Consider the following 25,386-nt stretch of genomic DNA (forward strand, 5'->3'; position numbering starts at 1 on the left):
ATATGACCATCATGGATGACACAAGTATCGTCTTGATGAATTATATGCAAAAGAATAAAAACCCGTGCCACTGAGCAGGATGCATGGACAGAAGGCAATACCAGGCAGCACAGTATATCTTCATCCTGGTATTTCTGGGATTTTTTATTTATGTTGTGTCGCGCAGGTGCGACTCAACCCTGACAGGCACGATTTTTTGCTGGCCAAAGGTTTTGGGCGTTTCAGCATGGTTCGTGTCCGCATTGGTATTGCTCAAAATATCATATGCCAGGCTTAAAAGAGGAAGTGATGCAAAAGAAGCCTTTGTATTTTGGTTCATAAACGCCCTTATTATGGCGCTTCACATTGCCTTGTTTGTTTTCATGTTCGTGTGGAATTATATATAATGAAGGCCTGAAATGGCATGCCCGGGCATGCTGTCACGTATAGCAACCTTTATAAATGGCCCCAAATTTCTGGAATATAGGTATTTAAACATTGGTCGAAGAAGTTTAAATATGTGTTCCCACGCCTGAAAAAAAGCTTTTCAGTACAAGGGCAGAGTTATCTGATTCTCTCTTGAAAGGCTTTAGAAAAAGGCGGTTTAGGAAGTGCTGGGCAAATGCCTCACAAACCTATGCTCAAGACAGGGGACTCTCTAAAAAATGCCACGAACAAGAACACCGCATCGGGGAAGTTTGCAGGTATGGCCTAGAGTAAGGGCTAAAAGGGCCTATCCCAGGATTAGGACCTGGAAAGGCGCCAAGGAGGCCAGGCCTTTGGGGTTCCCGGGCTATAAAGCAGGAATGACCCATATCATGCTTGCCGACAACCGCCAGCATTCGATGACAAAAGGCAAGGAGATATTCATGCCCGTCACAATCCTGGAGTGCCCCCCGCTCAAGGTTGCTTCTGTCCGTTTTTACAAAAAATCCACATATGGCCTGTCTGTTTCTTCCGAAATTTTTGCCGAGAAGCCTGAAAAGGAGCTTGGCAGGAAAATATCACTGCCCAAGAAAGCCAGCAAGAAAATTGACGACTTTAAGGCAGAGGACTATCATGATATCAGGATTTTGGCTTATACGCAGCCTAAGCTCACTGGCATTGGCAAGAAGAAGCCAGAGGTTTTTGAGCTGGGCATTGGCGGAAGCGTCCAGGAAAAGCTGAATTATGCAAAAGCCATGCTTGGAAAGGACATCCGGATAAATGATTTCGCAAAAGAAGGCAAGGTTGTGGACATCCATGGTGTGACCAGGGGCCATGGAACACAGGGGCCGCGCAGAAGGTTTGGAGTCATGCTTAGGCAGCACAAATCAGAAAAAGCAATCAGGAATCCAGGCAACGTCGGACCATGGACAGGGCCGGCGTCATGGAGGGTTGCCCACGCCGGCAAAATGGGATATCACCAGAGGACAGAATACAACAAATGGATTGTAAAGATCGGGGACAATCCTGCTGATGTGATGCCAAGAGGGGGCTTAACCCATTACAGCAATATCAAAAACCAGTATGTTTTGGTCAAGGGCTCATTGCCAGGCTCGACAAAGAGAATGATAATGATGACAGACGCAAGAAGGGACCACAAGAAATTCCCAAGGGATGCGCCTGCAATCTCAATCATAAGCACTGACCCAAAAAAATAAACCGTGAAGCCGAATGAAAATACCAGTTGTCAATGCAATGAAAAATGAAGTCAGCAAGAAGGAGCTTCCAAGGCAGTTTGCCGAGGAGTTCAGGCCTGACATTATCAAGAGGGTAGTCATTGCAATCCAGGGCAAGAAAAGGCAAAGGTATGGGGCCTTTCCAATGGCTGGAAAGCAGAGCAGCGCAGTTGTGTCCAGGAGAAGAAGGGATTACCGAGGCTCGTATGGCCTGGGAATATCAAGAGTCCCCAGAAAAATAATGAGCAGCAGGGGAACCAGGATGAACTGGGTCGGCGCTTTTGCACCCGGAATGGTCGGCGGGAGGAGGGCGCACCCCCCGAAAGCAGAAAAGAGCTTTGACCTCAAGGTCAACAAGAAAGAAAGAAGAAAGGCTATCAGGAGCGCCCTGGCCGCGACAATGGACAAGAATATCGTTATGCAGAGAGGCCACCTTGTCCCAGAGAATTTCCCATTCATAATTGAATCGCAGATTGAAAACATGGAAAAGACCAATGAGATTTTCAGGGCCCTGAAAGCATGGGGGCTTGAGAATGAGTATGCCAGAAATTCAGAGAAAAAAGTCAGGGCTGGCCGAGGAAAAAGCAGGGGAAGAAGGTACAAGATGAACAGGGGCATGCTGCTTGTGGTGTCCAAGGACTGCGGGCTTTACAGGAGATGCTCCAACCTGCCCGGTGTGGAGATCGAAATTGTCAGCAACCTGAATGCTGAAATGCTGGCCCCTGGAACTTACCCAGGAAGGCTGACACTGTTCACGGAAGCTGCAATCGACAGGCTTGCCAATGAGAACCTTTTCACAGATGAATTCAGGGCAGCCGCAGAAGGTCAGAGTGCACCTGCAAAACCAGGGGAAAAAACCGAGGCAAGAAAAGCCGAGAAAGCTGACATGCCAGCCAAGGCCAAAAGGCTAGTGGCAAAAACAGGCACGAAAAAAAGCGCTTCCAGAAAGGCCGGTGAATGATTATGGAAATTGGCGAAGTCATAAAATACCCATTGGCGACTGAAAAATCAATCAGGCTCATGGAGTCTGAGAACAAGCTGATATTCGTAGTGGACAGAAGGGCAACCAAGTTCGACGTGAAAAAGGCAATTGAAGAGACTTTCAAAGTGAAAGTTGACAGTGTCAGGACATACAATGCGCCGACTGGCGAAAAAAAGGCATACATCAAATTCAACAGGTCAACCCCTGCCATTGACTTGGCAACCAACTTGGGGCTGATGTAATTAGAGGAGGAACGAAGTGCAGGGAGCCATGGGATTGAAGCGCAGCGGAAATCCTATCAATACAATTCCGTGTTAACTGAGGCCAGTTATGGGAAAGAACTTGATTCAGCAGAAACGGGGAAAGGGTTCGCCTAGATATCGCGCTCATAGTTTTTATTATAAGGCCGAGGCAAAATTGCCCAGAGTGGCGCAGACAACAGTAATCGGAAAAATTGTGGATATTGTAAAATGCCCGGGCCATTATGCCCCCTTGGTTGACATCAAGCTCGACAATGGCGAGCAATGCTTCATCATTGCGCCAGAAGGCATCAGGGTAGGCGAGGAGATACAGGTTGGCCAGGATGCGCAGGTAAGGCCTGGCAACATTCTGCCATTAAAGAATATTCCTGAGGGGACATCAATTTGCAACATTGAAGCGCATCCGGGGGACGGCGGCAAATTTGTGCGCTCAACCGGCGGATTCGCCAGGGTTTTGGGAAGGCTGCCTCGAAGCGTGACATTGCTCCTGCCTTCAAAGAAAAGGAAGGAATTCAACCCAGAATGCAGGGCAATTGTTGGCATAGTAGCAGGAAGCGGAAGGCCCGAAAAGCCGCTGCTCAAGGCGGGCAACAATTATTTCAGGATGACAGCCAGGAACAAGGTATGGCCAAAGGTATCGGGAACATCACAGAACTCAGTCAACCACCCATTCGGCGGGTCAAGGTCAAGCAAGAAGGGAATACCGACCATAGCGCCAAAGAATGCGCCGCCAGGAAGAAAGGTTGGCAAGATCAGGCCGAGAAGGACAGGATACAAGAGGTAAAGCTGTCAAGCATTCATGAGGTAACCAAATGGCAAAAAAGGAATTCACCTACCGTGGAAAAAGCGTCCAGGAACTGAAGGAAATGAGCGACAAGGAATTTGCCATGCTCATAAATTCAAGGGAAAGAAGGAAAATTGTCAAGAGGGGATGGACCGAAGAGCAAAAAAAACTGCTCAAGAGAATCAGGTCAGGCAAGAGGAATATTGAAACGCACTGCAGGGACATGGTCATCATGCCGGTCATGCTTGGCATGACAATCAAGGTATTCAACGGCAAGGAATTTGTGCCAATCATGATCAATGAGGAAATGCTGGGCCACAGGCTTGGCGAGTTTTCAATCACAAGAAAGAGGGTTGAGCACAGCGCACCAGGAATTGGCGCTACAAGAAGCAGCTCAGCGATTTCAGTCAGGTAAGGGGGATAAGCAATGTCAATCAAGTATGGAATGGCAAAATTTCCGGAAAATTATGCAAAAGCCATGGGAAGGGATTTGCCAATTTCAACAAAACAAAGCATAGAAATTTGCAAGTATGTGCAGGGGATGAGGCTTTCAAGGGCAAAGAGCATCCTGCAGGATGTTATACTCGGCAAAAAGGCAGTGCCATTTACAAGGCATACTTTTGACCTTGGCCACAAGAAGGGGATTGGGCCGGGAAGATATCCAATGAAAGCCAGCGAGTCTATCCTCAGGATATTGAATTCAGTTGAGGCCAATGCGCAAACAAAGGGCCTGAGTGCAAATGACCTTGTCATACTGCATATAGCGGCAAACAAGGCAGCAAGGCCTTGGCGGTATGGAAGGCAGACAAGAAGGAAGGCAAGAAGAACTCACATTGAAGTTGTTGTATCTGAAAAAAAGGCAGAATCAAAGGCCGAAGCCAGGGGCCATGCAAGGAAAGGCCAGGGAAGCACAGCAGGCGCTAAGCCAGCAGCAGGCAAAGAGGCGAAACAATGATTGAAAGGCAGTTTGTTGCACAGAAAATAAAGGAATACCAGATCCAGGAATACATCAGAAATACCCTCAAGAGAGTCGGGCATTCGCACACAAAGCTCCAGAAAACCCCGTTGGGAGAAAAAATAATCATCCATGCCCTAAGGCCAGGCCTTGTAGTCGGCAAAAAAGGGCAGAACATCAAGAAGCTTACAAACACATTGAAGCGGAAATTCAATCTTGAAAATCCACAAATAGAAATTGCCGAGGTCGAGGCGCCTTACCATGACGCACATATTGTCAGCGAAAGGATTGCTGAATCCCTGGAAAAATTCGGCTCGGCAAGGTTCAAGGGCATCAGCCACAAGGCAATGGAAGACACAATGAAGAATGGCGCCTTGGGGATTGAGATACTCATTTCAGGAAAAGTGCCAAGCGCACGCGCAAAACAGTGGAGATTCTACACTGGCTACCTGAAGAAAAGCGGGGACATTGCACAGATAGGCGTGAACAAGGCGTATGCAGAGGCCCAGCTGAAAACCGGAACAATCGGAATCCAGGTCAGGATTATGCCGCCGGACATAGAGCTGCCGGATGATATTGAAGTTGTTGAAGATGCAACTACAGAAGTGCATGAAATAAGCGCGCAGCAGAATGAAGCTTCAGGCGAAAAAATTGAGGCTGATGCGGAAAAAAGCGAGGAAGAACCTGCAGAGAAAACTGCCAAGACAAGGAAAAAGGCACCGAGAAAGAAAAAAGCGGCTGAATCCGGCAACGAGAGCAAGGATGAGGCAAAGGATGAAAGCACCGGCAGTGGATAAGGGCAATTATCATGAAATTCAAGGAAATAAAGGCAATGGACAGGGAACAGCTGAACGAAAAGATGGCTGAAGTGAAAAAAGACCTGATAAAGAGCAATGCGCAGGTCGCGACAGGGACTGTTCCAAAAAGCCCCGGCCAAATCAGGCAGATGAAAAAAACAGTGGCCAAGATAATGACGGCCATGAACCAAAAAATGAGGGACAAAAAAGAATGAACGATATTTGCTCCAAATGCGGCTTGCCTCCGGACCTGTGCGTCTGCGAGATAATCGCAAAGGAAAGCCAGAAAATCAGGGTTTTCATTGTCAATAAAAAATTCAACAAGTATTATACTATAGTGGAGGGGATTGACACAAAATCAATCGACCTCAAGGAAGCGGCCAAGAACCTGAAGTCCAAGCTGGCCTGCGGCGGGACAATCAAGGATGGCAAGATTGAGCTTCAAGGCGACCACAGGCAGGCCGTGAAGAGGATACTCGTCGAGATGGGGTTTGCCCCTGAAACGATTGAGGTCCGATAGGGCCAGCCAGATGGCAGGAAAAGACATTGCCAGGCACGAGTTCATCGGCCTCATGGCAGAGGTCATGGGCGCCAAGAACAAAAGCCTGGCCGGGATCAAGGGAAAAGTGATTGATGAGACAAAAAATGCCTTCATCATGCTGACAGAAAAGAGTGAGAGGAAGACAGTCCTCAAGCAGGGTTGCGCAATTGCATTCGAGCTCAGGGACGGTCAAAAAGTCATAATCGACGCTGGAATCCTGGCCCAAAGGCCGGAAGACCGGATCAAGATGAAGATTAAGTGAGCAAACAAGGGACAGGGAGAAAAAATGGCTAAAAAATCCAACAAAGCATCAGGCAAAGAGGCCAAGCATGGCGAGGCCGCTGGCCAGGGAAGCGCATCTGTTTCCAATTCAGAGACATCAAGAAAATACAATAATATCAGCCTTAGGGGGCAGACATTTGTCGGCATAGTGGTCAGCTCCAAGCCAATGAAAAGCGCCACTGTTGAAATCCAGAGAAAGCATTTTGTTCCAAAATATGAGAGATATGAGAACAGGATTACAAGATTGCACGTCCATAACCCTCCTCACATCAACGCAAAGGAAGGGGACATAGTCAAGATAAGGGAAACAAGGCCATTGAGCAAGACAATCCACCACACAATTGTGGAGAAAGTCGGCGAGGAGCTTGCCTACAAGGGAAGGAAGATGATTGAGCAGGAAGAAAAAGAGAAGATTGTCAAGAAAAAGGCCCATGAGGAAGAGGGCCAAAAGAAATCCAAGAAAAAGGAAAGCTCAGATTCATCTGACGGCATGGAGTGAACAGGATGCAGCCAGTAAAAGCCAAAGTCACCAAGGGACTAAACGTCGGCAGCTATGTTGATACCTGCGACAATTCAGGCGCCAAGGTAATCAAGATTACATCGGTGCTTAGATCAAAGACAGTCAAAGGAAGAATCCCCAGATGCGGGGTCGGCGACTTGGTAATGGCCGCTGTGAAGAGAGGCAGGCCGGACATGAGGAAACAGGTTGTATTTGCAATCATAGTCAGGCAAAAGAAGGAGTACAGAAGGCCTGATGGGATGAGAATCAAGTTCGAGGACAATTCAGCTGTTGTGCTCAAGGATGAAAAGGGAAACCCCAAAGGGACAATATTCAAGGGCGCAATAGCAAAAGAGGCTGCAGAAAGATGGCCCGGCATCGCCAAGGTGGCCAGCCTGATATTATGATTATAATTGGAAAAAGTGATTACTATGGAAAAAAAATTTTCAAGCAAATGGAAGGCAAGCACAAAGCCAAGGAAGCAGAGAAAGTACAGCTTCAATGCGCCACTGCACCTAAAAGGAAAAATGCTCCATTCGCACCTTTCAAAAGACCTCAGGAATAAGCACGGGAAAAGGTCTATCAGGGTCAAGGTTGGGGACAAAGTGAAGGTTATGAAAGGCCAGTTCAGGGGAAAGATTGGAAAAATCGCATCCGTCGACCTCAAAGCCACAAGGCTCCAGGTAGAGGGAATTGAAATAATCAAGAAGGACGGCAGCAAGGTGGCATTTTTCATGCATCCATCCAATGTCATGATTACAGAGCTCAACACTGATGACAAGAATAGAATGAAAAGACTGGAGGCCAAAAAATGAAGAACCACCTCAAAAGACCTTATGCTCCAAAAAGATGGAATATCCTGAGAAAGGCCAATAAGTTCATTGCGAGGCCAAATCCGGGTGCGCATCCATTTGACAACGGGATTCCGCTGGTAGTGATGCTCAGGGACATGGCCAAAGCCGCCAGGAACGCAAAGGAAGTCAGGTACATGATGACCAAGTATGATGTCCTTGTAGACGGCAAGAAGAGAAGAGATTCAAAGATGATTGTTGGCCTGATGGATGTCATAAGCATGCCGGCCTCCAAGGAATTTTTGCGCGTGATAATCGATGAGGACGGAAAGCTGAAAGCAGTAAAGATATCGGACAAGGAATCCGGCGTAAAGCTTTGCAAGATATCAGGCAAAAAAATGACAAGCAAGATGATACAGCTGACTATGCATGATGGCAGGACAATCATGACTGACAAGAATGAATTCAGGACAGGGGACAGCATCCTTATTGAAGTCCCGAGCCAGAAAATTGTGGAGCATGTCAGGCTGGAGCCAAAATCAATGGTTTACCTGGTAGGCGGAAAGCACTCAGGAAGCACAGGAACAGTCGAAGATGTTGCGCAGAGCAAAATCACCTACAAGACAAAGGACGGCCACACCTATGAAACACTCAAGAAATACGCATTTGTCATAGGAAAAAGCAAGCCGCTCGTATCATTATCTGAAAATTAGGATGAAGTGGAATTATGGAAAACCCAATGAGGAAAATCCGGATTGAGAAGCTTACCTTAAATGTAGGCGCCGGAAAGGATGTGAACAAGCTCGAGAAAGGCATAAAGCTGATCAAGAGGATAACAGGATTTGACCCTGTAAAGACATTCACACAAAAGAGGATTCCTGCATGGGGATTGAGGCCGGGCCTCCCTATTGGCTGCAAGCTGACCCTGAGAAAAGGCAAAGCTGCTGAGCTCTTGCCGAGGCTCCTGGATGCCAAGGAGCATGTGTTGAAGCCGAGGCAATTCGATGAAAGAGGCAATGTTTCATTTGGCATACCTGAGTATATTGACATTTCGGGCATAAAATACGACCCGGAAATAGGCATAATGGGGCTTGAAGTCTGCGTTACCCTGGCCAGGCCGGGATTCAGGATACGAAGGAGAAGGAAAATGGTGAAAAAAATACCAAAGCACCACCAGATAAGCAGGCAGGATGCAATGACATTCATGTCTGAAAATTTCGCAGTCAAGATCGAGGAGGAATAGGAGGAAAAATATGACAACGAGCGATTACCGAAAGATGATCAAGCAGCTCAAGGCTAACCCGGTCAAGCTGCAAAAATACCTAAAGCACAGCGCGCCCAAGAAAAGGAGCTGCGGTGAAATGCTGAGAAAGTGCAGAAGGTGCGGCAGGACTGGCGGGCACATAAGCAAATATGGGATACATATGTGCAGGCAATGCTTCAGAGATGTTGCCCAGGAAATAGGATTCAAGAAATACAGCTAAGGTGAATGCGATGTTAAATGACCCATTGGCAAATGCAATGTCCAAAATTTTGAATGCGGAAAACATAGGCATGAGAGAATGCCAGACCAAGCCGAATTCAAAGGTAGTGAAGGAAGTGCTGAAAGTCATGCAGGACAACCTGTACATCGGCGGCTATGAAGAGGCTGACGATGGAAGGGGAGGGATTATCAGGATAAACCTGCTCGGCAACATCAATAAGTGCGGCGTCATCAAGCCGAGGTTTTCAGTCAAGATGCAGGATTTCGAAAAATACGAGAAGAGGTTTTTGCCAGCCAAGGATTTTGGAATAATTATAATGACAACACCCCAGGGAATAATGACCCATATCGAGGCCAAGAAGAAAAGCACTGGCGGAAAGCTGCTGGCATACTGCTATTAGCAAATCAACTGCATGATAACGAAGAGATGATGATTAATATGGATGCAAAAAACACCGCAACAAAAAAGCCAAAAGATGAAACAAGAATGAAAGGGGACACCCTGCTCGAGGCAGTTGAAATTCCACAGGGAGTAAATGTTGCGATGGACAAGAGGACCCTGAAAGTGAAGGGAGAGAAAGGGGAAGTGGCCAGGATTATGTATGACCCGAAGGTGAGGATAGAAGTCAAAGGAGAGGAAGTCAATTTCATTGCCAAGCCATGGTCCCAAAAGGAGAAGAAAAAGGTTGGATCCATGATGGCGCACTTCAGGAACATGATAAAGGGCGTCCAGGACGGCGTAACATACAAGCTGAAAATCTGTTCAGGGCATTTTCCGATGAATGTGGCTGTTTCCGGAAAGCAGCTGATTGTCAAGAACCTGCTTGGCGAAAAAATTCCCAGAGTGCTCAGCTTCAGCGAGAATGTCAAGGTCAAGATTGAGGGAGAGATCATAATCATTGAAGGGATAGACAAGGAGCTGGTTGCGCAGACTGCTGCCTCAATTGAAACCCTTACAAGACGTGTTGGATTTGACAGGCGAAGATTCCAGGACGGGATTTACATAATTGACAAGAACGGAAAGAAAGCAGCCTGATAAGATTAAATGAAAATAAATCGTGATAATCCATGGAAGACCTAAAAAGACTCATTGAATTGCGGATTGGCCTTAAGAAAAAGAAGCCAAGGTTTGTCAGGCAAGAAGGCATCAAGAAGAAAAAGCTCGGCGTCAAGTGGAGAAAGCCAATGGGCATGCATTCCAAGCTGAGGAGAATGCTGAGGGGGCATCCTGCACGGGTCGAGCCTGGCTGGGGAAGCCCTGCAAAAGCCAAGGGGCTTTCCAAGGAAGGCCTGAGAAAGGTAGTTGTGCATAATATTGCCGAGCTTGGGAAGCTCGATTCGAAAAAGGAAGGTGCAGTAATCTCATCCAATGTCGGGACAAGGAACAGGGTAGAGATGGTAAGGAAAGCCCAGGAGCTGGGCATCATGCTTCTGAATATCAAGGCGGAAAAGTACCTTGCCGCCTTTGAATCAAGACAAAAAGAAAAAGCTGAGAAAAAGAGCAAGGAATCCAAGGAAAAGGAAACCAAGCAGAAAGAGAAAGAAAAGAAAGCTGCTGAAAAGGAAAAGAAGGAAAAGGAAACAGCAGCCGATGAAAAGACACCGGCCGAGGCTGGTGAAGGAGAGGCATCCAAGGGAGAAAAGGACCAGCAGAAAAAGGAGCTCGATAGGATGCTCACGAAGAAGGATGCCAGCTAAGGTGACAGCATGAAACTCAATGTGCAAAAAAAACTCGCAGGAAAAATTTTGGGCGTCTCGCCCAAAAGGATAAAGCTGGACCTGGCAAGGCTGGAGGCAACAGGCAGCACCATTGATGACCTGAAGCAGTCAATCACCAAGCAGGATATCAGGGGATTCATTTCAAAGGGAGTCATAATTGCCAAACAGAAAAAGGGAATTTCGCGAGGCAGGGCAAAAAAGACCCATATCCAAAAAACAAAGGGAAGGCAAAGAGGGGTCGGCAACAGGAAAGGGAAGAAAAATGCGAGGCTGCCTGGCAAGGACACTTGGATGAAAAAGATCAGGGGACAGAGAAACCTCATCAGAATGCTCAAAGACAGGAAATACATATCCAACAGGGATTATTGGGAGCTTTATGCCAAGGCCAAGGGCGGCTTTTTCAGGAGCAGAAGGCACATAAAGGTCTTCATGGAGGAGCATGATATGGTCAAGGCTCCGGCACAGAACAAATGATGGTTGAGTGATGATTATGTCAGCAAGAATAAAAACAGTAATGCTAAGAAGGAAAGACAAGACGAATTACAGGAAAAGGCTGCGGACCCTTATGTCCGGAAAGCCAAGGATTGTAATAAGAAAGACAGATAAGCACCTCTATGTCCAGGCAGTAAAATATTCGTCTGCAGGAGACAAAGTCCTGTTCACAATAAGTTCCAAGAGCCTTGAAAAGCTGGGATGGAAAGCTGGCGAGAAAAACCTGCCAAGCGCTTACCTGACGGGCCTGCTGGCCGGCAAGAAGGCAAAAGAGCTGCACATTAAGGAAGCCATTTTGGATATTGGCCTTCATCCTGCCATAAAAGGAGGGAAGGTCTTTGCAGCGCTCAAAGGCCTGATTGATGCTGGGCTCACAGTGCCCCATTCTGCCGAGGTGCTGCCCAGCGATGACAGGGTGTCTGGAAAGCACATTGCTGAATATGCCCAAAAGACCAAGGACAGGAAAGTCCAGTTTGCTGCATATGCAAAAAACAATGTCCAGGTCGAGAATATGCCAAAGATATTTGAGGAAATGAAAAACAAGATCACAGGGATGTAATAATGAGTCCAAAGAAAGCTGTGCCAAAGGAAGATGAAGTCAAAATGAACGAAGAAGAAAATATTGTTGTTGATGCGGAAGAAACACAGGAAGTGACTGTTGAGGTAATCGAAGAACCTGAAATTGCAGCCGGAAAGGTTGAAAAGGGCCAGATTGATGTTTCCAAGTGGAACCCCAAGACAGAGCTCGGCAGGAATGTAAAATCAGGCAAAGTTGCTGATATTGGCACGATTCTTGACGCAGGCATGAAGATATTGGAGCCTGAAATTGTGGACATGCTCCTTCCAAACATGGAAGTTGAGCTGCTGCTTATTGGGCAATCAAAGGGCAAATTCGGGGGCGGACAGAGAAGGGTATTCAGGCAGACACAGAAAAAAACCGCAGAAGGAAACAAGCCCCATTTTGCAACAATTGCTGTTGTTGGCAATGGCGACGGCTATGTTGGCGTTGGCTATGGCAAAAGCAAGGAAACAGTCCCTGCCAGGGAAAAGGCCATCAGGAATGCCAAAATGGCTGTTATCAAGGTCAGGAGGGGATCAGGCTCATGGGAAGACGCAAGAACTGAGCCGAACAGCATACCGTTTGCCGTGACTGGCAAATGCGGCTCATCAATCATCACACTTATACCTGCGCCGAAAGGCACTGGGCTGATAATTGAATCGCAGTGCGCCAAAATACTTAAGGCAGCTGGCATAAAGGATATCTGGTCATTGACCAGGGGCCAGACCAACACAAAAATGAACCTCATTGCTGCATGTGTCAGTGCCCTGAGAAAATTAAGTGAAATGAAAATCAGGGCGGACCATAAGGAGAGCCTCAGCATAAGGGAAGGCAGGATTGCGGGATAACAGGAGCGGACACACATGGCAGAAGAAAAAAAACAAAACAAACCGATGTTCGTGGCCATAAGGCTGAGAGGAACCAGGGGCATCAAGCAGGGAATAGCCGATGCCATGACCATGCTCAACCTCCACAGGAAATTTTTCTGCTCGCTCGTAAAGAATGACCAAAGCAGTAAGGGAATGCTGGTAAAGGTCAAGGATTATGTGACTTGGGGAGAAGCCAGCGAAGAAAGCATCAGGATTTTGCTTGAAACCAAGGCTGAAAAAGACCCAAGAGACAATAAGAAAATTAAGAAATTTTTCAGGCTGCATCCTCCGAAAGGGGGTTTCAGGGCAAGGGGAATAAAGGCCCCATATGGACAAAAAGGAGACTTGGGCTACAGGGGAGAAAAAATAAATGACCTGCTCAAGAGGATGTCATTGTAAAGCATGTGGGATTTTGCATGAAGATAATCACAAGGAAAAACAACAGGTGTTGATAATGGTTTATTACAAAAGGAAGAAAAATTCAAGGCTCAGGGGAAGCACAACCCATGGCTGGGGCGCTATGAAAAAGCATAGGGGCGCCGGCAACAGGGGCGGCAGAGGCATGGCAGGGACAGGCAAAAGGGGAGACGCCAAAAAACCAAGCATCTGGGCTGATGAAAAGTATTTTGGAAAATATGGCTTTTTTTCGCACAATGGCATCTGCTATAAAGCAATAAATGTCGGCTATTTTGAAGAAAATGCCGATAAGCTGGCCTCAAGCGGCGCAATTAAGCAAGAAGCTGGCGGCTTTGCTGTGAATCTTGAGGAAATGGGGTACAACAAGCTGCTGAGCTCAGGGAATGTTACAAGAAAATTCATGTTTACTGCACCTTATGCATCCAGGAAAGCAATTGAGAAGGTAACATCTGCTGGCGGCAAGGTTGAAGGCCTTAAGCCAAAAAAGGAGAAAAAGGCCAAGTCTGGAAAAACAGCAGAAAAGAAGCCGGCTGCAATGGAAGAATAAGGATGAGCGTTGCCCGCAGCCTGGGCAGCAGCAAAATTTAAAAAGCAGGCAAATGGCATCTGACTAATGGGGGCAAACAATGGGTTTCTTTGATAACATACTGGGAAATCTTCCGGAAGTCAGAGGGCCGACCCAGAAACGGCTTTCATTTAAGGAAAAAATGAAATGGACAGGCATTGTGCTGGTCCTTTTTTTTATACTGGGCCTGATTCCATTGTTTGGCCTGGGCGCAAATGAGCTATCAAGGTTTGAATTCCTTTCCATTATTCTTGGAGCTGAGTTCGGAAGCATAATTTCGCTTGGCATTGGGCCAATAGTCACTGCCTCAATCGTCCTGCAGCTTTTGAACGGGTCAGGGATTGTGAAATTTGACCTGACCTCGCATGAAGGGAAAAAAAGGTTCCAGGGTGTGCAAAAAATGCTTTCATTCTTCTTTATAATTTTTGAGGCTGCGATTTATGTGTTTATGGGCGGCCTTTCGCCTGCGAGCAACCTTCCGAGCCAGATGTACCTGCAAATGGAGATCTTCCTCATAATCCAGATATTTATCGGCGGGTTGCTAATCATGTTTATGGATGAGGTTGTCAGCAAATGGGGCTTTGGCTCAGGCATCAGCCTTTTCATCGCTGCAGGCGTGTCAAAGCAGATATTCATAAGGGCGCTAAGCTGGCTTCCCTCCCCAACTAACCCTGACATAGCAACTGGCGCGATTCCTGCATTGTTCCAGTCACTTGGACGAGGCCAGCCTGATACTGCCATACTTATGCTGTCAACAGTTGTTGTGACAATAGTGATTTTTGTAATGGCTGTTTATGGCCAGGCCATGAAAGTGGAGATTCCCCTGTCATTTGGCAGGGTGAGAGGCCATGGCATCAGATGGCCGCTTGCATTTATCTATGTCAGCAACATCCCTGTGATTCTCATTGCAGCTCTGCTTGCCAATGTTCAGTTATGGGCGAGCCTTATGCAAAACTGGGCGCTTAAGTCTGGCTCTGCTGTGATAAACTGGATTTCAATATACATCTTCGGGCAGATCGAGACTGCGGATGCAGGGCATGGATTGGTGCAATGGGTAAACCCGCCGCAGATCATAACATCAATAGTGACCAATAGCCTGAGGTGGCAGGATATGTATCATGCTTTAGGATACATGGTAATATTAGTGGCTGGGAGCGTTGTATTCGGATATTTCTGGGTGCAGACTGCAGGGATGGACGCGAGAAGCCAGGCAAGGCAGATTATGGCATCAGGGCTTCAGGTTCCTGGGTTCAGGAAAGACCAAAGGGTTTTGGAAAGGCTGCTTGACAGGTATATAGGGCCACTTACAATAATGGGCTCGATTTTTGTCGGTATCCTTGCTGCCTCAGCGGATATCATGGGTGCATTGAGCAATGGCACAGGAATATTGCTCAGTGTAATGATAATCTATAGGCTGTATGAGGACATTGCCAAACAGCACATGATGGATATGAATCCTATGATGAGGAGGTTCATGGAGTAAAATGGCATTTCTTGACAGCGTATTATCCCCGATATTGCAATACAATCCAGCAATAGTGATTATCTCGCTTTCAATCATTCTTTCAGTGCTCATTACATTAATTTACAAATGGATGACTGACCAGTCGCTCATGAAATCCCTGAAGGATGACATAAAGAAGTCCCAGGAAGACATGAAAAAGCACAAGGACAACCCAAAAAAAATGCTGGAAATCCAGAAATCGGCCATGGAAAAAAATATGAAATACATGATGCATTCCATGAAGCCGACCCTGATAACATTTATCCCATTGATTCTCGTTTTTGGCTGGCTTAATGCGCATTACACATATGACCCAATTGCCCCTGGCCAGGAATTCGCGCTGAGTGCGCAATTCGAAAATATGGACGGCACAGAGGCAACAATCTTGCCCACCGAAGGGATCGAGATTATAGGCGAGGCTGTTCAGAAAGTTGACAACGGCATGGCCAGCTGGAAGCTTAAAGGAACAAAAGGCGAGCATTTGCTCCAGATTGAGGTCAATGGAAAGAGATATGACAAGGATGTCATAATATCAGATATTAATGAGTATTCTGCGCCTGCCAAGCCAATAAACCAGGACAGCATCAAATCCATAAATATTGAAGTGCGCAAGCTTAGGGTTTTCGGGGAAGACTTCAAAATCATAAACTGGCATCCGGGATGGCTCGGTGTCTACATCATTACATCAATAATTTTCAGCATGACACTGAGAAAGCTGCTAAAGCTGCATTAGATGCCTACCAAAGGTGTAAACATGGGGCTTTTCGCTGATATCAGGAAATTCTTAAAGATAATTAATGAAGGTGCGACCCTGTCAAAATTCAGCCTTCATCTGGAACGGATCAGGAAAGGAGCGGATTTCCTGCTGGGCAGGCTGGAGCATATAGCCGCACGGCCTGGCAAGCCATATGATGCCCTTGATGATGCGGAGAAGGCAAAGTACAATGAGATGGCAAAGAGCATTACAGAGGCATCCCTGGTGTTGAGGGAACTTGCAGGGGATGAAAAGGGAGAGGTGCTGGGGGTTGTCAGCGCCAATATGATCATATCCAGGCACGCATGGGTCAGCATCACTACAATCCTCAAAAGCATGGATGAGTATATTATGAAATTCCTGAAAAGCTATGAAACGCCGGATAAATTTAAAGTTGGTTTGCAGTATATTATTAATGGCGTGGAAGAAGCCAGGAATAAAAGGGATGAGCTCATAAGGGACATGAAAAGGAATGACAGGACGGCTTATGATTGGCTTATGCAAAACATGAGATGACTTTGTTCTTGTAGTTGAGGGTATTATGAATTGATATTATTTTGATATATTAGATAAGCCCGGCTGGAAATCCCGGCGTAGCTCGGCCTGCATTGGGACAGTTACCTTTATAAACAGCTGTTTTCTCCCAAATCCCATGGTTAGACCAGCAAGAAGAAGCAGGAGCCTCAGGCATGTAACTAGGAGAGCGCCTGGCGGCCGGAACGTGACGCATTATGTAGAAAAAATGCCAAAAAAGGCACATTGCGCTAATTGCGGTGTTGCCCTGTCAGGTGTGGCAAGGGCAAGGCCCATGAAAATCCAAAATATGGCCAAAAGCCAGAAAAGGCCGGAAAGGCCGTATGCAGGAATGCTCTGCAGCAAATGCATGAGAAGGAAAATCATTGTGGATGCGAGGCAATAGTCATTATCGCATGGTTCCATAAAGCAATAGTCTCAATTGTGAACCGTTTGGCGACAGCGGGGATTTGCGTGAGACCGGAGGGATTAGGATGTACGAAGTTGGAAGATTGTGCGTGAAAATAGCAGGCAGGGATGCCAAGGGAAAGTGTGTGATTGTCGATATTGTTGATAAGAATTCTGTCTTGATTGACGGGCAGGTCAGGCGAAGGAAGTGCAATATCAAGCACCTTGAGCCATTGAATGAAACTGTCAAAATCAAGAAAAATGCATCTCATTCTGATGTTGTGAAGGCTTTGGATGCAATGGGCATAAAGGTTGTCGACACAAAGAAAAGGGAAGCAAAGGCAAAGCCAGGCCGAGCCAGGGCTTCCAAGAAAAAACCAGAGACAGCAGAGCCCGCTGAAAAAGAAACAGCCAAGAAAAAGAAGGAAAAAAAGAAATAGTCATGGCGGTGCAAGGCCTTTTTATGGCAAAGCCAGTAGCTGAACAATTGCAGGATATTGCAAGGAATAGGAAAAAGCGCAGCCTTGATTATTCCATAAGGGATGGCGCAGCGTATTCTGCCATGGTCGGGGTGGGCGAGAAGTATTTTCCTGCGTTCGCGGTTTCTATGAAGGCTACAACTTCAGAAATTGCAATGCTCTCTTCTATCCCGCAGCTGACAGCAAGCGCTGTGCAGCTCTTCTCTTCAAATCTGGTGGAGCATTTTAACAGCCGCAAAAAAGTAATCCTGTTTTCAGCGCTGGCCCAGGCAGTCATGTTCATCCCTATATTGCTTACCCCATTTATTTTCATGCACCGCGCAATGGAACTGCTTATTCTACTTGTCGCGATGTACCATGTTTTTGACAGCTTTACTTCGCCACCATGGAACAGCCTGATGGGCGATCTTGTCCCTGAAGATGAAAGGGGAACATATTTTGGAAAAAGGGGCAGGATAATTGGCATGTCAACGTTCCTGGCATTTATCGGGGGCGGCCTGATATTGAAGCTTTTCCCTGACAATCAAATTTTCTATGGCTTTGCTTTCATGTTCGGAATGGCCTTTGTGTCGAGGATTATTTCAATTGCGTACCTAAATGCCATGTTCGAACCGCCATTGCGGACAGAAAAAGCTGAGAAAATAAGCCTCAAGGAATTCCTGCGAAATATTTCCACTGACCATTTTGGAAAATTTACAGTGTACCTGTTTGTAATCAACTTTGCTGTCTATCTTGCCAATCCTTTTTTTATTGTGTACATGTTCAGGACGCTGGACTTCAGCTATCTCCAGTTTACGATTGTAACTGCACTTAATGTGGGTGTGACATACCTCACGGTCCTTTACTGGGGCAGGAACAGCGATTTCTACGGCAACAGGAGGATTATGCATATTACAGGCTGGCTCATACCATTGAATCCGTTGTTATGGCTGCTTCCGTTTGGATTTTGGTATATTGCCCTTGTAAATATGTGGACAGGGTTTATCTGGGCAGGATTCCAGATAAGCTGCTCAAATTTCATGTTTGATATAAGCAAATCCGAAATCCGTGCGCAATTGTTTTCCTATTACAATTTCTTTATAGGGATAGCTGTTTTTGCCGGCGCTATGATTGGAGGCATACTGGCCACAAAGGTATTCATAAACCCGTGGATATTTTTGTCAAACCTGCAATTCCTGTTCCTGTTTTCAGGGTTCATAAGGCTGTTTGCGACCTGGGTTTTTATGCCGGTCCTGAAAGAAGTCAGAGTAAAGGGCCCGGCGCCAAGCGAAAACCTGTTCCTTGACCTTGTGGCAATAAGGCCTATGGAAAAAATAGCCAATGAAACAGTGATCGGGATTTACAGTGTCAGGGACTTTGGCACCAAAAGCTATGATTTTGGCAAAAAAATGCTTGAAGAGGGTTTTAAGCTCGTGAAGCCCAACAGCTCAAGGGTGAAGGAAATAGAGGAAGTGCTGCAGGGGGTTGACTTATGGAAAAGGATAGCCAGGGAAAGGGAGCTTGCGGCGGTGAATAAGAAGCATGTGGAAAGATTGAGAATTAAAAAAAGAATTTCAGAGATCAAAAACCGGAAATACCGGACTGTGAATTGAAACAGCCTGAAATCCGGAGAAAATAAGAATGATGTCAAATCAGCCCGAAAATTTCAGTGAGGTTTATCTCAAATCCTGAGACAGGCATTTCAATGCCAAAATTCTGGAGAACAATAGGATGCAGCTCGCCTATGTACGCGACCTTTTTGCCTTTCACCTTAACTCTGCCAACCCTGCCAGGAATGAAGCTCGGATGCTCTTCCTCCTCAATTTCATATGGGAGGCCGAGCAGGGAAAGCAGATAGCCCAGCTGCTGCTTTGCTTCTGAAAAATCAGCCTTGGAATGGCTTATTACCGATGCGAGCCTGACATTTTCTTCTGTCCCTGTTTCAGTGGATGGATTGGCCTTGAAGATTATGCCGTAATCATAAATCTTCTGGGGAAACTCCCTTGTCTTGTTGTCAGCCAGGATTTTAAGCAAGCACGGCATAATCCAGGCGCGCAGCACGTTGTAGTCTTCAGAAAAAGAATTGGCCAATGCAATGACATCCACCCTGCAGTTCATCATTGTGCATTGCTCCTTTTGGCTTGACAGATGGTAGGTGTTCACTTCCTGGCAGCCTGCACCAATCATAATCCTGGCAACCTTTTCCTGAAACTTGGAAAATGGGCTCTCCTCTGCAATTGTGGCAACCTTTGGTATTTCCCCCTTGAAATTTTCATAACCGTATGCAATGGCAATGTCTTCTGCCAGGTCAACTGTGTGCAAGACATCTGCCCGGTAGGAAGGGACCAAGGCATGGCCAGGCTTATGGCCATAGCCCATAGCTGCAAGATAATCAGCAACCTGCCTTTCAGAAAGGTCCAGGCCAAGCCATTTGTTGATGTAAGGATAGTCAATTTTCATTTCCCACGGGGCCATGTCAGGGGTTACAATGGTTTTGTCAGGGTATGCGACTTCCATTGACTGGATTTCTGCACCCATGTCCAGCAGGGATGCCGAGATTATATTCAGCAGATAGTTCAGGGTTACAAGGTCAAAGCCAGAACATTCAATAAATGCCTCTCTTGTCGCCTCAGTTATCCTTCCGGTTTTTTCTGAGTTGATTATTGGCGGAACTGACAAGACCTCATTATTCGAGTCAATGAAGACAGGATAGGTTTTCTGGCCCTCGAGAAGCCTGCCGTATTCCCTGCCTGTTGGATGCTTCTCAAGAATTTCCCTGGCATTCATCTTTTCAGAAGAATCAAGTGGCTGGAAGACAATGTCCTCAGGATTCATTGCAGTGTAGGTGATAGGCATGGCAATTTTTTCAAGCGGATAAATTCCAATTGCGGCCTTTTTCCTGTTCCTGCAGAATGTGACGTGCAGCTTCTCCTGGATCTGGATTATCTCCTTGATTTTTTCATCATCAAGTTTGAGATTCTTAACAATGGCACAAACTGTATAAGGCCTGACCTTGGCAACATTGCGTGTTACAGTTACCCTTGCGCCTGATTTGGCGACATCATACTTTCTCAGCCCCTTTTGGATGCCCATGAAACTGGACAGCGCCCTTGCAAAGCCGTACTCTGAAAGCATATCAGGCCGGTTCGGGAATACTTCAACCACTATTTCCCCATCATCAGCTTTCTCAAGGTCTGTGCCAAGATAGCTGATCCTGTCCTTAAGAAGATCGTCATCTATTTTCTTCCCAATAATCCTGTCAAAGGTTTTTCTGTTAAAGGTTACAGTTGGCATTTTTTCACTCGTTATTTATTATTGCTAATGTTATTTATTATTGCTAGTTGATTATTATTTTCATCAATTATTTCAGCCATGCCTTAATTTCCCTCAGCTGCTTCAAGTCGTTCCTGAAAAGGTCCCTGATGTCAGTTATCCCATAGTAATCAGGTATTATTCTGCTGACTCCCAGGCCCCAGGCCAAAACAGGGATATCCTTTCCTATCAGGGGAACAGTGACCTCTGGCCTGAAGATTCCTGAGCCGCCCAATTCCACCCATTTTTTATGAACAGGATGGAAAACATCTATTTCCATGCTGGGTTCTGTATAAGGAAAATAAGCCGGGCGTGCCCTGACCTTGTCAAACCCCATTTTCCGGAAAAATTCCTTCAGGTAGCCAATCAGGTGGCGCATATTTGCATTCTCATCTATGACAATTCCCTCTGCCTGGTGCAATTCAAACAGGTGGCTCCAGTCCAATGTCTCATTCCTGAAGTTTGAGCCGACTGAAAAAAATTTGGCCGGCAGGTCTGCCAATTTGAGCGATGCTATTGTCTGCGCGGAAAGGCAGGTCGTATGCGTCCGCAGGACGTTTTTCCTGGCTTCGGACTCGCTCCACTGATACTGCCATCCCTTTGACCCTATCCCACCACCGTGCTCATGCATGTTGCGGACAAGGGAAACAAGCTTTTGGCTTGGCAATTTTCCAGATTTCGGATTTTGCACAAAGAAAGTGTCCTGCATCTCACGCACAGGATGGTCCTGCGCTGTGAACAAAGCATCAAAGTTCCAGAAAGATGTCTGCACCATGGGACCGGTCATCTCCCTGAATCCCATGTCGAGCCAAATCTTCCTTATGTACTCTATTGCTTCCCTGACATAATGGCGCCTTCCGGCGAATAATTGCTTTACCGGAATATTTAGGTCATAACGCCTGAATTTTTTGTCCTTCCAGCCTCTCGTGGCAAGCAATTCAGGGGTGAGGTTGTCAATGATTGACTCAAATTTGTAAGCCTGGAGCCTTTTGCCAAGCTCGGTTATGGCTGCCGAATATGACTTTTTGGTTTCGATTTGGATTATGTCTTTCCTTCTCTTGAGCTCATCCAGCAGGGATAGCTCTTCTTTGCTGAGTGAGGCTATTGGCTTTGGCAAGGCCGAGAGAAAATCCTGCATTTCCCCGAGATTCCCGTTTTTTCCCCTTGAGGAGATCTGGCCCTGCTGGAAATCTATCATTTCCTTTTTCCTCAGCAAGCCGAGGCAGATATTGACTTCTTCATCAGTGAGCCCGCTTTTCTCCTTGATTTCGCCAAGGGTTTTTGGTGTTGCCAGAAATTTCAAAAACCTGATTTCAGGAAGCGCTGTTTGGGCATAAGCAATCCCGTTCCTGCCAAGAGTGGCTGATTCCAGGGCTGATTCTTTTATGGAAACAAGGCCTTTTTCCTGCAGCCATTGCATTGGCCTGGATATTTCAGCCTCAGATATTCCTGACAACTGTGAAAGCTCAGAAAAGGTATTGCTGCTTACATATGGGAGCACCCTTCTCTCCAGCGGGTGCAATGATTCAGCAATCTTCGAGTAGTCATTTTGCATAGGGGGTTAGCTAATCAAGAAGTTTTTAAAGGTTATCGATTGAGGATAGGATATTATGATTTTTTGGCATTATTGCCAATCTGCCCTTTTGCTTTGGGATTTGAAGTTCTGAAATGCCCTCCTGCTTTGTACCTGTTTCGGTATTTCTTGCGCTTTCTCGAATTAGTCTCGTAATCGCTTTGTTTCATTTTTCGTCCTTATTTTCCTGCCTGCTGCCTTGCTTATCGCCAGGGACCGGCATTCGGTATTCCTCCCATTTAACATTGCCCTTTTCAATGGCGTCCTTCAAGTTTCTTTCATGCTTGTTGATTTTTGACTTGCCTGACTTCACCTCAACAAATACCACTTCATTGATATTTTTCTCATCCATTCCCTTAAACACTATAAAGTCAATAGGCTTGCCAATGAACCTGGCCTCGGTGGGGGAATATTTGAAATCTGGAAAATAAGGCGCCAGTTGCTCTGAAAACTGGCCTGTGAGAACTGACCTTGATTTTGAGATTGCCTCTTCCCTTATTTCCGGCACCCTTTCATGCCTCCATTTTGAATCTGTCAGAAATTTTCCAATGAGATAGCCAAGCGCCAGGAAGGCAATTGCCAGAATGGCTAGAGTCCAAATTTCCATTCCGGTAAAATGGTGATATCATTATTTAATAATTTTGATTTTCCCTAGCTTTTCTGCTTTGGCTTGACTTTTTCCCAGTCTTCCAGAAATTTCTTGACGCCCACATCAGTGAGGCTGTGCTTGAACATCGAGGTAAAAACAGAGTAAGGCAGTGTTGCTATGTCCGCACCAATAAGTGCAGACTGCTTGACATGGTCGGGGGACCTGACGCTTGCGACCAGTATCTGCGTCTTATAGCCATAATTGGAATAGATTTGCTTTATTTCTTTTATGAGGTCCATGCCAGTCTGGCCAATGTCATCCAGCCTGCCGACAAACGGCGACACAACATAGGCCCCGGCCTTGGCGGCAAGCAGCGCCTGGTTTGCTGAAAAGCAGAGCGTTACATTGACCCTTATTTTCTTTGCAGTGAGCATCCTGCATGCCTTGAGCCCTTCAGGCGTCAAAGGAACCTTGATTATGATGTTCTTGTGCAGCTTTGAAAATTCAATGCCTTCCTTGACCATGCCGGCAGCATCGAGGCTGATGGTCTCTGCGCTTACCGGGCCGTCGACAATCTCGCAAATTTCCTTCAGGGTTTCCTTGTAGTCCCTGCCCTCCTTCATGATAAGTGTTGGATTAGTAGTTACACCTTGCAAAGGCAGTATGTCATTAGCATCCTTAATCTCTGTGACTGAAGCTGTGTCAAGAAATATTTTCATAATTCTCCCTCCATAGTCTTGATGAATTCAGCTGCGCCTTTCCTAATATCATATTTTGGCTGGTAGCCGAGGCCTTTCTTTGCCTTGGAAAGATCAGCCAGGGTCTTGTTCTGGTAATCAGGATATGGATTGTCAAAATAATCCGCCTGCAAACTGGATTTCATGCATTTTTGCAGGGTTTCCACAATCCTGTTGAAGCTTGTTGCCTGGCCGCTACCAAGATTGAAAACATCAAAGCCGTCAATATCAGACTTGGCGGCGAGGATTGTGCCGTCAACGATGTCCTTCACATAAACCTGGTCCCTTTCCTGCTCGCCAAATTTGAAAATCCTTGGCCTTCTGCCGGATTTCATCTGCAAATACAGCTGGTAAATCATGCTGGATGCCTTGCCTTTGTAGTACTCCCTTGGCCCATATACATTGAAATAACGCAAGGCAATTATTTGGATGGAATGCTGCGCGCTGAATATTCTGGCAAGTCTTTCCATGGCCAATTTTGAATATGCATAGACATTATGGGGGACATATTCCCCTGCTTCTTTGTAAGGGACTTTCTTTGCCTTTCCGTAGATTCCGGCTGAAGATGCAAAAACAACCTTGATTCTCCTCGCCGCTGCAAAATTGAGCACATTCCTGAAGCCTTCGAGATTTTGGCCAAGCATTATCCTGTCATCTGTAATTGTCGTATCGGTAATAGAGGCTTCATGGAAAATGATATCAACATCCTTTGCCTTTTCCAGAGCTTCCTGTTCTGTGACATCCCCAATAATCACATTCCCGTGAAAATCAACAAGATTTCGGTAATTGCCAGATGAAAAATTATCCAGAATTGTCACATCATGGCCCTTGGATTCCAAAGTTGTTGCCAGATTGGACCCTATAAAACCTGCCCCTCCTGTAACGAGCGCTTTCATTGTCAAATTCCCCTTATGATTTAATAATTAAAATAAAAAACAAGAAGAAAAAGGGCTTATTTGCCCACAACTTCTTTTGCTGTCTTGAGTGACTTCCATGCCAGGTCAAACAGGCCATTCAATGCCCCTGCAAAGAAAGGCGTATTGACCCAGATGCCAACGTCATAGGTTGGATGCACTTCAGTGTCATTCAACACCATGAAGATTATCTCCTTCCCGTCAACAATGCAGAATCTGGCTTTCATGTCAGTGTGCCTTACCTCGGCAACATCAGAAATGTCCTTGACTGCTGCCTTGGATTCCTTGTTCAGTGGCGCGGCAATCCGTATTTTTACTCCGCGCTTCTTGATTTGCTCGAAAACCGGCTTTAGGCCCTCAACTTTCCTGATAAAGCCCTGGGTTGTTGTCATTATGACAACTGACTCTTCGGCATTCCTGATTGTAAGCTCCAGATGATTGTACAGGTTGTGCCTGCCCCTGAGGCTTCCTGACAAGTCAGCTGGCTCAATTAGCTCTACACCCTGGGTATGGAGAGTATTCAGCTCTCCGAGCACTTCAGTATTCTTGAGCTCGTCAAGCCTCTTGACCTTCTCATCGGCCTCGACCTTCATATTTTTCTTGACCCTGTCAACAACCTCGCCAGGCGCAACTGCGATATATTTTATCGGCTTGCCCAGCTTCATAACAACAAAGCCTTTTTTCTCAAGGCTTTCCAGAACATCATATGACCTGCTTCTCGGGACATTGGCTATGTCAGAAAGCTCGCCGGCAGTTGAAACTCCCCGGGATAGAAGTGCTGTCCATATCTTAACCTCGTAGAGGTTCAGTGAAAAATACCGTCTTAGTTTGCTCAAAAATTCTTCTTTTACGATCATTGTACACAACCCCCTCTTTTTCAGAGGATTTTCACCCTCTAATGAGGGTAAATAGGTGTCTTTATTTAAAAGGCTTGACCTTTTATAACACTCAAAGATAGTCACTTTAATCGAGTATAAATATTTTTCTAT

The 25,386-nt window shown here is 46.2% G+C and carries 37 protein-coding genes; 31 read left to right on the plus strand and 6 right to left on the minus strand.

Annotation, left to right across the window (positions count from 1 at the left end; all coding sequences use genetic code 11):
- The first annotated feature begins 83 nt into the window (after positions 1-83).
- The 31 genes from J4227_02300 (at position 84) to J4227_02450 (ending at position 18,885) form a co-directional block, all read left to right on the plus strand.
- Positions 84-386: a hypothetical protein gene (locus J4227_02300; protein MBS3109334.1), complete on the plus strand. Its 303-nt coding sequence runs from the start codon at positions 84-86 to the stop codon at positions 384-386.
- Positions 387-644: 258 nt separating this feature from the next.
- Positions 645-1,622, plus strand: a complete 978-nt coding sequence (locus tag J4227_02305) for a 50S ribosomal protein L3 (protein MBS3109335.1) — start codon at positions 645-647, stop codon at positions 1,620-1,622.
- A 13-nt stretch (positions 1,623-1,635) separates the two neighbouring features.
- Positions 1,636-2,601 carry a 50S ribosomal protein L4 gene (gene rpl4p, locus J4227_02310; protein ID MBS3109336.1) on the plus strand — a complete coding sequence of 322 codons (966 nt, stop codon included), beginning with the start codon at positions 1,636-1,638 and terminating at the stop codon, positions 2,599-2,601.
- Between the two features lie 2 nt (positions 2,602-2,603).
- A complete protein-coding gene (locus tag J4227_02315; GenBank protein ID MBS3109337.1) occupies positions 2,604-2,864 on the plus strand; it encodes a 50S ribosomal protein L23 in 261 nt (86 codons plus the stop codon).
- 88 nt (positions 2,865-2,952) lie between these two features.
- Positions 2,953-3,666, plus strand: a complete 714-nt coding sequence (locus tag J4227_02320; protein MBS3109338.1) for a 50S ribosomal protein L2 — start codon at positions 2,953-2,955, stop codon at positions 3,664-3,666.
- A gap of 28 nt (positions 3,667-3,694) precedes the next feature.
- Positions 3,695-4,081, plus strand: coding sequence for a 30S ribosomal protein S19 (locus J4227_02325; GenBank protein MBS3109339.1), 387 nt, complete (start codon positions 3,695-3,697; stop codon positions 4,079-4,081).
- 12 nt (positions 4,082-4,093) lie between these two features.
- Positions 4,094-4,621, plus strand: a complete 528-nt coding sequence (locus J4227_02330) for a 50S ribosomal protein L22 (protein ID MBS3109340.1) — start codon at positions 4,094-4,096, stop codon at positions 4,619-4,621.
- Positions 4,618-5,418, plus strand: coding sequence for a 30S ribosomal protein S3 (locus J4227_02335; protein ID MBS3109341.1), 801 nt, complete (start codon positions 4,618-4,620; stop codon positions 5,416-5,418). Before J4227_02330 ends, J4227_02335 begins: the two co-directional genes overlap by 4 nt.
- Positions 5,419-5,429: 11 nt before the next feature.
- Positions 5,430-5,633, plus strand: a complete 204-nt coding sequence (gene rpmC / locus J4227_02340; protein ID MBS3109342.1) for a 50S ribosomal protein L29 — start codon at positions 5,430-5,432, stop codon at positions 5,631-5,633.
- Positions 5,630-5,938: a translation initiation factor gene (locus J4227_02345; GenBank protein ID MBS3109343.1), complete on the plus strand. Its 309-nt coding sequence runs from the start codon at positions 5,630-5,632 to the stop codon at positions 5,936-5,938. Before rpmC ends, J4227_02345 begins: the two co-directional genes overlap by 4 nt.
- 10 nt (positions 5,939-5,948) lie before the next feature.
- Positions 5,949-6,221, plus strand: a complete 273-nt coding sequence (locus J4227_02350) for a ribonuclease P protein subunit (protein MBS3109344.1) — start codon at positions 5,949-5,951, stop codon at positions 6,219-6,221.
- A gap of 24 nt (positions 6,222-6,245) precedes the next feature.
- Positions 6,246-6,740, plus strand: coding sequence for a 30S ribosomal protein S17 (rpsQ, locus tag J4227_02355; GenBank protein ID MBS3109345.1), 495 nt, complete (start codon positions 6,246-6,248; stop codon positions 6,738-6,740).
- Positions 6,741-6,745: 5 nt separating this feature from the next.
- Positions 6,746-7,147, plus strand: a complete 402-nt coding sequence (locus J4227_02360; protein MBS3109346.1) for a 50S ribosomal protein L14 — start codon at positions 6,746-6,748, stop codon at positions 7,145-7,147.
- Between the two features lie 24 nt (positions 7,148-7,171).
- A complete protein-coding gene (gene rplX / locus J4227_02365) occupies positions 7,172-7,555 on the plus strand; it encodes a 50S ribosomal protein L24 (GenBank protein MBS3109347.1) in 384 nt (127 codons plus the stop codon).
- Positions 7,552-8,244 (plus strand): 30S ribosomal protein S4e, encoded by a 693-nt coding sequence (locus J4227_02370; GenBank protein MBS3109348.1) that lies wholly within the window; start codon positions 7,552-7,554, stop codon positions 8,242-8,244. Before rplX ends, J4227_02370 begins: the two co-directional genes overlap by 4 nt.
- Before the next feature lie 14 nt (positions 8,245-8,258).
- Positions 8,259-8,774 carry a 50S ribosomal protein L5 gene (locus J4227_02375; protein MBS3109349.1) on the plus strand — a complete coding sequence of 172 codons (516 nt, stop codon included), beginning with the start codon at positions 8,259-8,261 and terminating at the stop codon, positions 8,772-8,774.
- A 34-nt stretch (positions 8,775-8,808) separates the two neighbouring features.
- Positions 8,809-9,015 carry a 30S ribosomal protein S14 gene (locus J4227_02380; protein MBS3109350.1) on the plus strand — a complete coding sequence of 69 codons (207 nt, stop codon included), beginning with the start codon at positions 8,809-8,811 and terminating at the stop codon, positions 9,013-9,015.
- 10 nt (positions 9,016-9,025) lie between these two features.
- Positions 9,026-9,415, plus strand: a complete 390-nt coding sequence (locus J4227_02385; protein ID MBS3109351.1) for a 30S ribosomal protein S8 — start codon at positions 9,026-9,028, stop codon at positions 9,413-9,415.
- A 38-nt stretch (positions 9,416-9,453) separates the two neighbouring features.
- Positions 9,454-10,050, plus strand: a complete 597-nt coding sequence (locus J4227_02390; protein MBS3109352.1) for a 50S ribosomal protein L6 — start codon at positions 9,454-9,456, stop codon at positions 10,048-10,050.
- A gap of 32 nt (positions 10,051-10,082) precedes the next feature.
- Positions 10,083-10,712, plus strand: coding sequence for a 50S ribosomal protein L32e (locus J4227_02395; protein MBS3109353.1), 630 nt, complete (start codon positions 10,083-10,085; stop codon positions 10,710-10,712).
- A 9-nt stretch (positions 10,713-10,721) separates the two neighbouring features.
- Positions 10,722-11,207, plus strand: coding sequence for a 50S ribosomal protein L19e (locus tag J4227_02400; GenBank protein ID MBS3109354.1), 486 nt, complete (start codon positions 10,722-10,724; stop codon positions 11,205-11,207).
- A gap of 10 nt (positions 11,208-11,217) precedes the next feature.
- The gene (locus tag J4227_02405) at positions 11,218-11,784 is read left to right on the plus strand and encodes a 50S ribosomal protein L18 (GenBank protein ID MBS3109355.1); all 567 of its coding nucleotides are present in this window, start codon (positions 11,218-11,220) and stop codon (positions 11,782-11,784) included.
- A 44-nt stretch (positions 11,785-11,828) separates the two neighbouring features.
- Positions 11,829-12,632: a 30S ribosomal protein S5 gene (gene rpsE, locus J4227_02410; protein ID MBS3109356.1), complete on the plus strand. Its 804-nt coding sequence runs from the start codon at positions 11,829-11,831 to the stop codon at positions 12,630-12,632.
- Between the two features lie 45 nt (positions 12,633-12,677).
- The gene (locus tag J4227_02415; protein MBS3109357.1) at positions 12,678-13,052 is read left to right on the plus strand and encodes an uL30 family ribosomal protein; all 375 of its coding nucleotides are present in this window, start codon (positions 12,678-12,680) and stop codon (positions 13,050-13,052) included.
- A 55-nt stretch (positions 13,053-13,107) separates the two neighbouring features.
- On the plus strand, positions 13,108-13,617 hold the full coding sequence (locus J4227_02420; protein ID MBS3109358.1) for an uL15 family ribosomal protein: 510 nt from the start codon (positions 13,108-13,110) through the stop codon (positions 13,615-13,617).
- A gap of 79 nt (positions 13,618-13,696) precedes the next feature.
- Entirely contained in the window at positions 13,697-15,118 is a 1,422-nt protein-coding gene (secY, locus tag J4227_02425) for a preprotein translocase subunit SecY (protein MBS3109359.1), read from the plus strand.
- Between the two features lies 1 nt (position 15,119).
- Positions 15,120-15,872, plus strand: coding sequence for a DUF106 domain-containing protein (locus J4227_02430; protein MBS3109360.1), 753 nt, complete (start codon positions 15,120-15,122; stop codon positions 15,870-15,872).
- 21 nt (positions 15,873-15,893) lie between these two features.
- Positions 15,894-16,409 (plus strand): hypothetical protein, encoded by a 516-nt coding sequence (locus J4227_02435; GenBank protein ID MBS3109361.1) that lies wholly within the window; start codon positions 15,894-15,896, stop codon positions 16,407-16,409.
- 136 nt (positions 16,410-16,545) lie between these two features.
- Positions 16,546-16,812: a 50S ribosomal protein L34e gene (locus J4227_02440; protein MBS3109362.1), complete on the plus strand. Its 267-nt coding sequence runs from the start codon at positions 16,546-16,548 to the stop codon at positions 16,810-16,812.
- A gap of 82 nt (positions 16,813-16,894) precedes the next feature.
- Positions 16,895-17,254: a 50S ribosomal protein L14e gene (locus tag J4227_02445; protein MBS3109363.1), complete on the plus strand. Its 360-nt coding sequence runs from the start codon at positions 16,895-16,897 to the stop codon at positions 17,252-17,254.
- A gap of 23 nt (positions 17,255-17,277) precedes the next feature.
- The gene (locus J4227_02450) at positions 17,278-18,885 is read left to right on the plus strand and encodes an MFS transporter (GenBank protein MBS3109364.1); all 1,608 of its coding nucleotides are present in this window, start codon (positions 17,278-17,280) and stop codon (positions 18,883-18,885) included.
- Positions 18,886-18,919: 34 nt separating this feature from the next.
- Here J4227_02450 and J4227_02455 read toward each other — a convergent pair whose 3' ends face one another.
- From J4227_02455 to J4227_02480, 6 genes are all read right to left on the minus strand, one after another.
- A complete protein-coding gene (locus J4227_02455; GenBank protein MBS3109365.1) occupies positions 18,920-20,566 on the minus strand; it encodes a phenylalanine--tRNA ligase subunit beta in 1,647 nt (548 codons plus the stop codon).
- Positions 20,567-20,633: 67 nt separating this feature from the next.
- Entirely contained in the window at positions 20,634-22,139 is a 1,506-nt protein-coding gene (locus J4227_02460; GenBank protein MBS3109366.1) for a phenylalanine--tRNA ligase subunit alpha, read from the minus strand.
- Positions 22,140-22,323: 184 nt separating this feature from the next.
- Positions 22,324-22,764: a hypothetical protein gene (locus J4227_02465; protein MBS3109367.1), complete on the minus strand. Its 441-nt coding sequence runs from the start codon at positions 22,762-22,764 to the stop codon at positions 22,324-22,326.
- Between the two features lie 44 nt (positions 22,765-22,808).
- Positions 22,809-23,465, minus strand: coding sequence for a fructose-6-phosphate aldolase (gene fsa, locus J4227_02470; protein MBS3109368.1), 657 nt, complete (start codon positions 23,463-23,465; stop codon positions 22,809-22,811).
- Positions 23,462-24,379 (minus strand): NAD-dependent epimerase/dehydratase family protein, encoded by a 918-nt coding sequence (locus J4227_02475; protein ID MBS3109369.1) that lies wholly within the window; start codon positions 24,377-24,379, stop codon positions 23,462-23,464. Before J4227_02475 ends, fsa begins: the two co-directional genes overlap by 4 nt.
- A 56-nt stretch (positions 24,380-24,435) precedes the next feature.
- Complete coding sequence (locus J4227_02480) at positions 24,436-25,254, minus strand: TrmB family transcriptional regulator (GenBank protein ID MBS3109370.1); 819 nt, start codon at positions 25,252-25,254, stop codon at positions 24,436-24,438.
- Between the last annotated feature and the right edge of the window lie 132 nt (positions 25,255-25,386).

The sequence above is a fragment of the Candidatus Woesearchaeota archaeon genome, from assembly GCA_018303405.1.
Classification (GTDB): domain Archaea; phylum Nanobdellota; class Nanobdellia; order Woesearchaeales; family JABMPP01; genus JAGVYD01.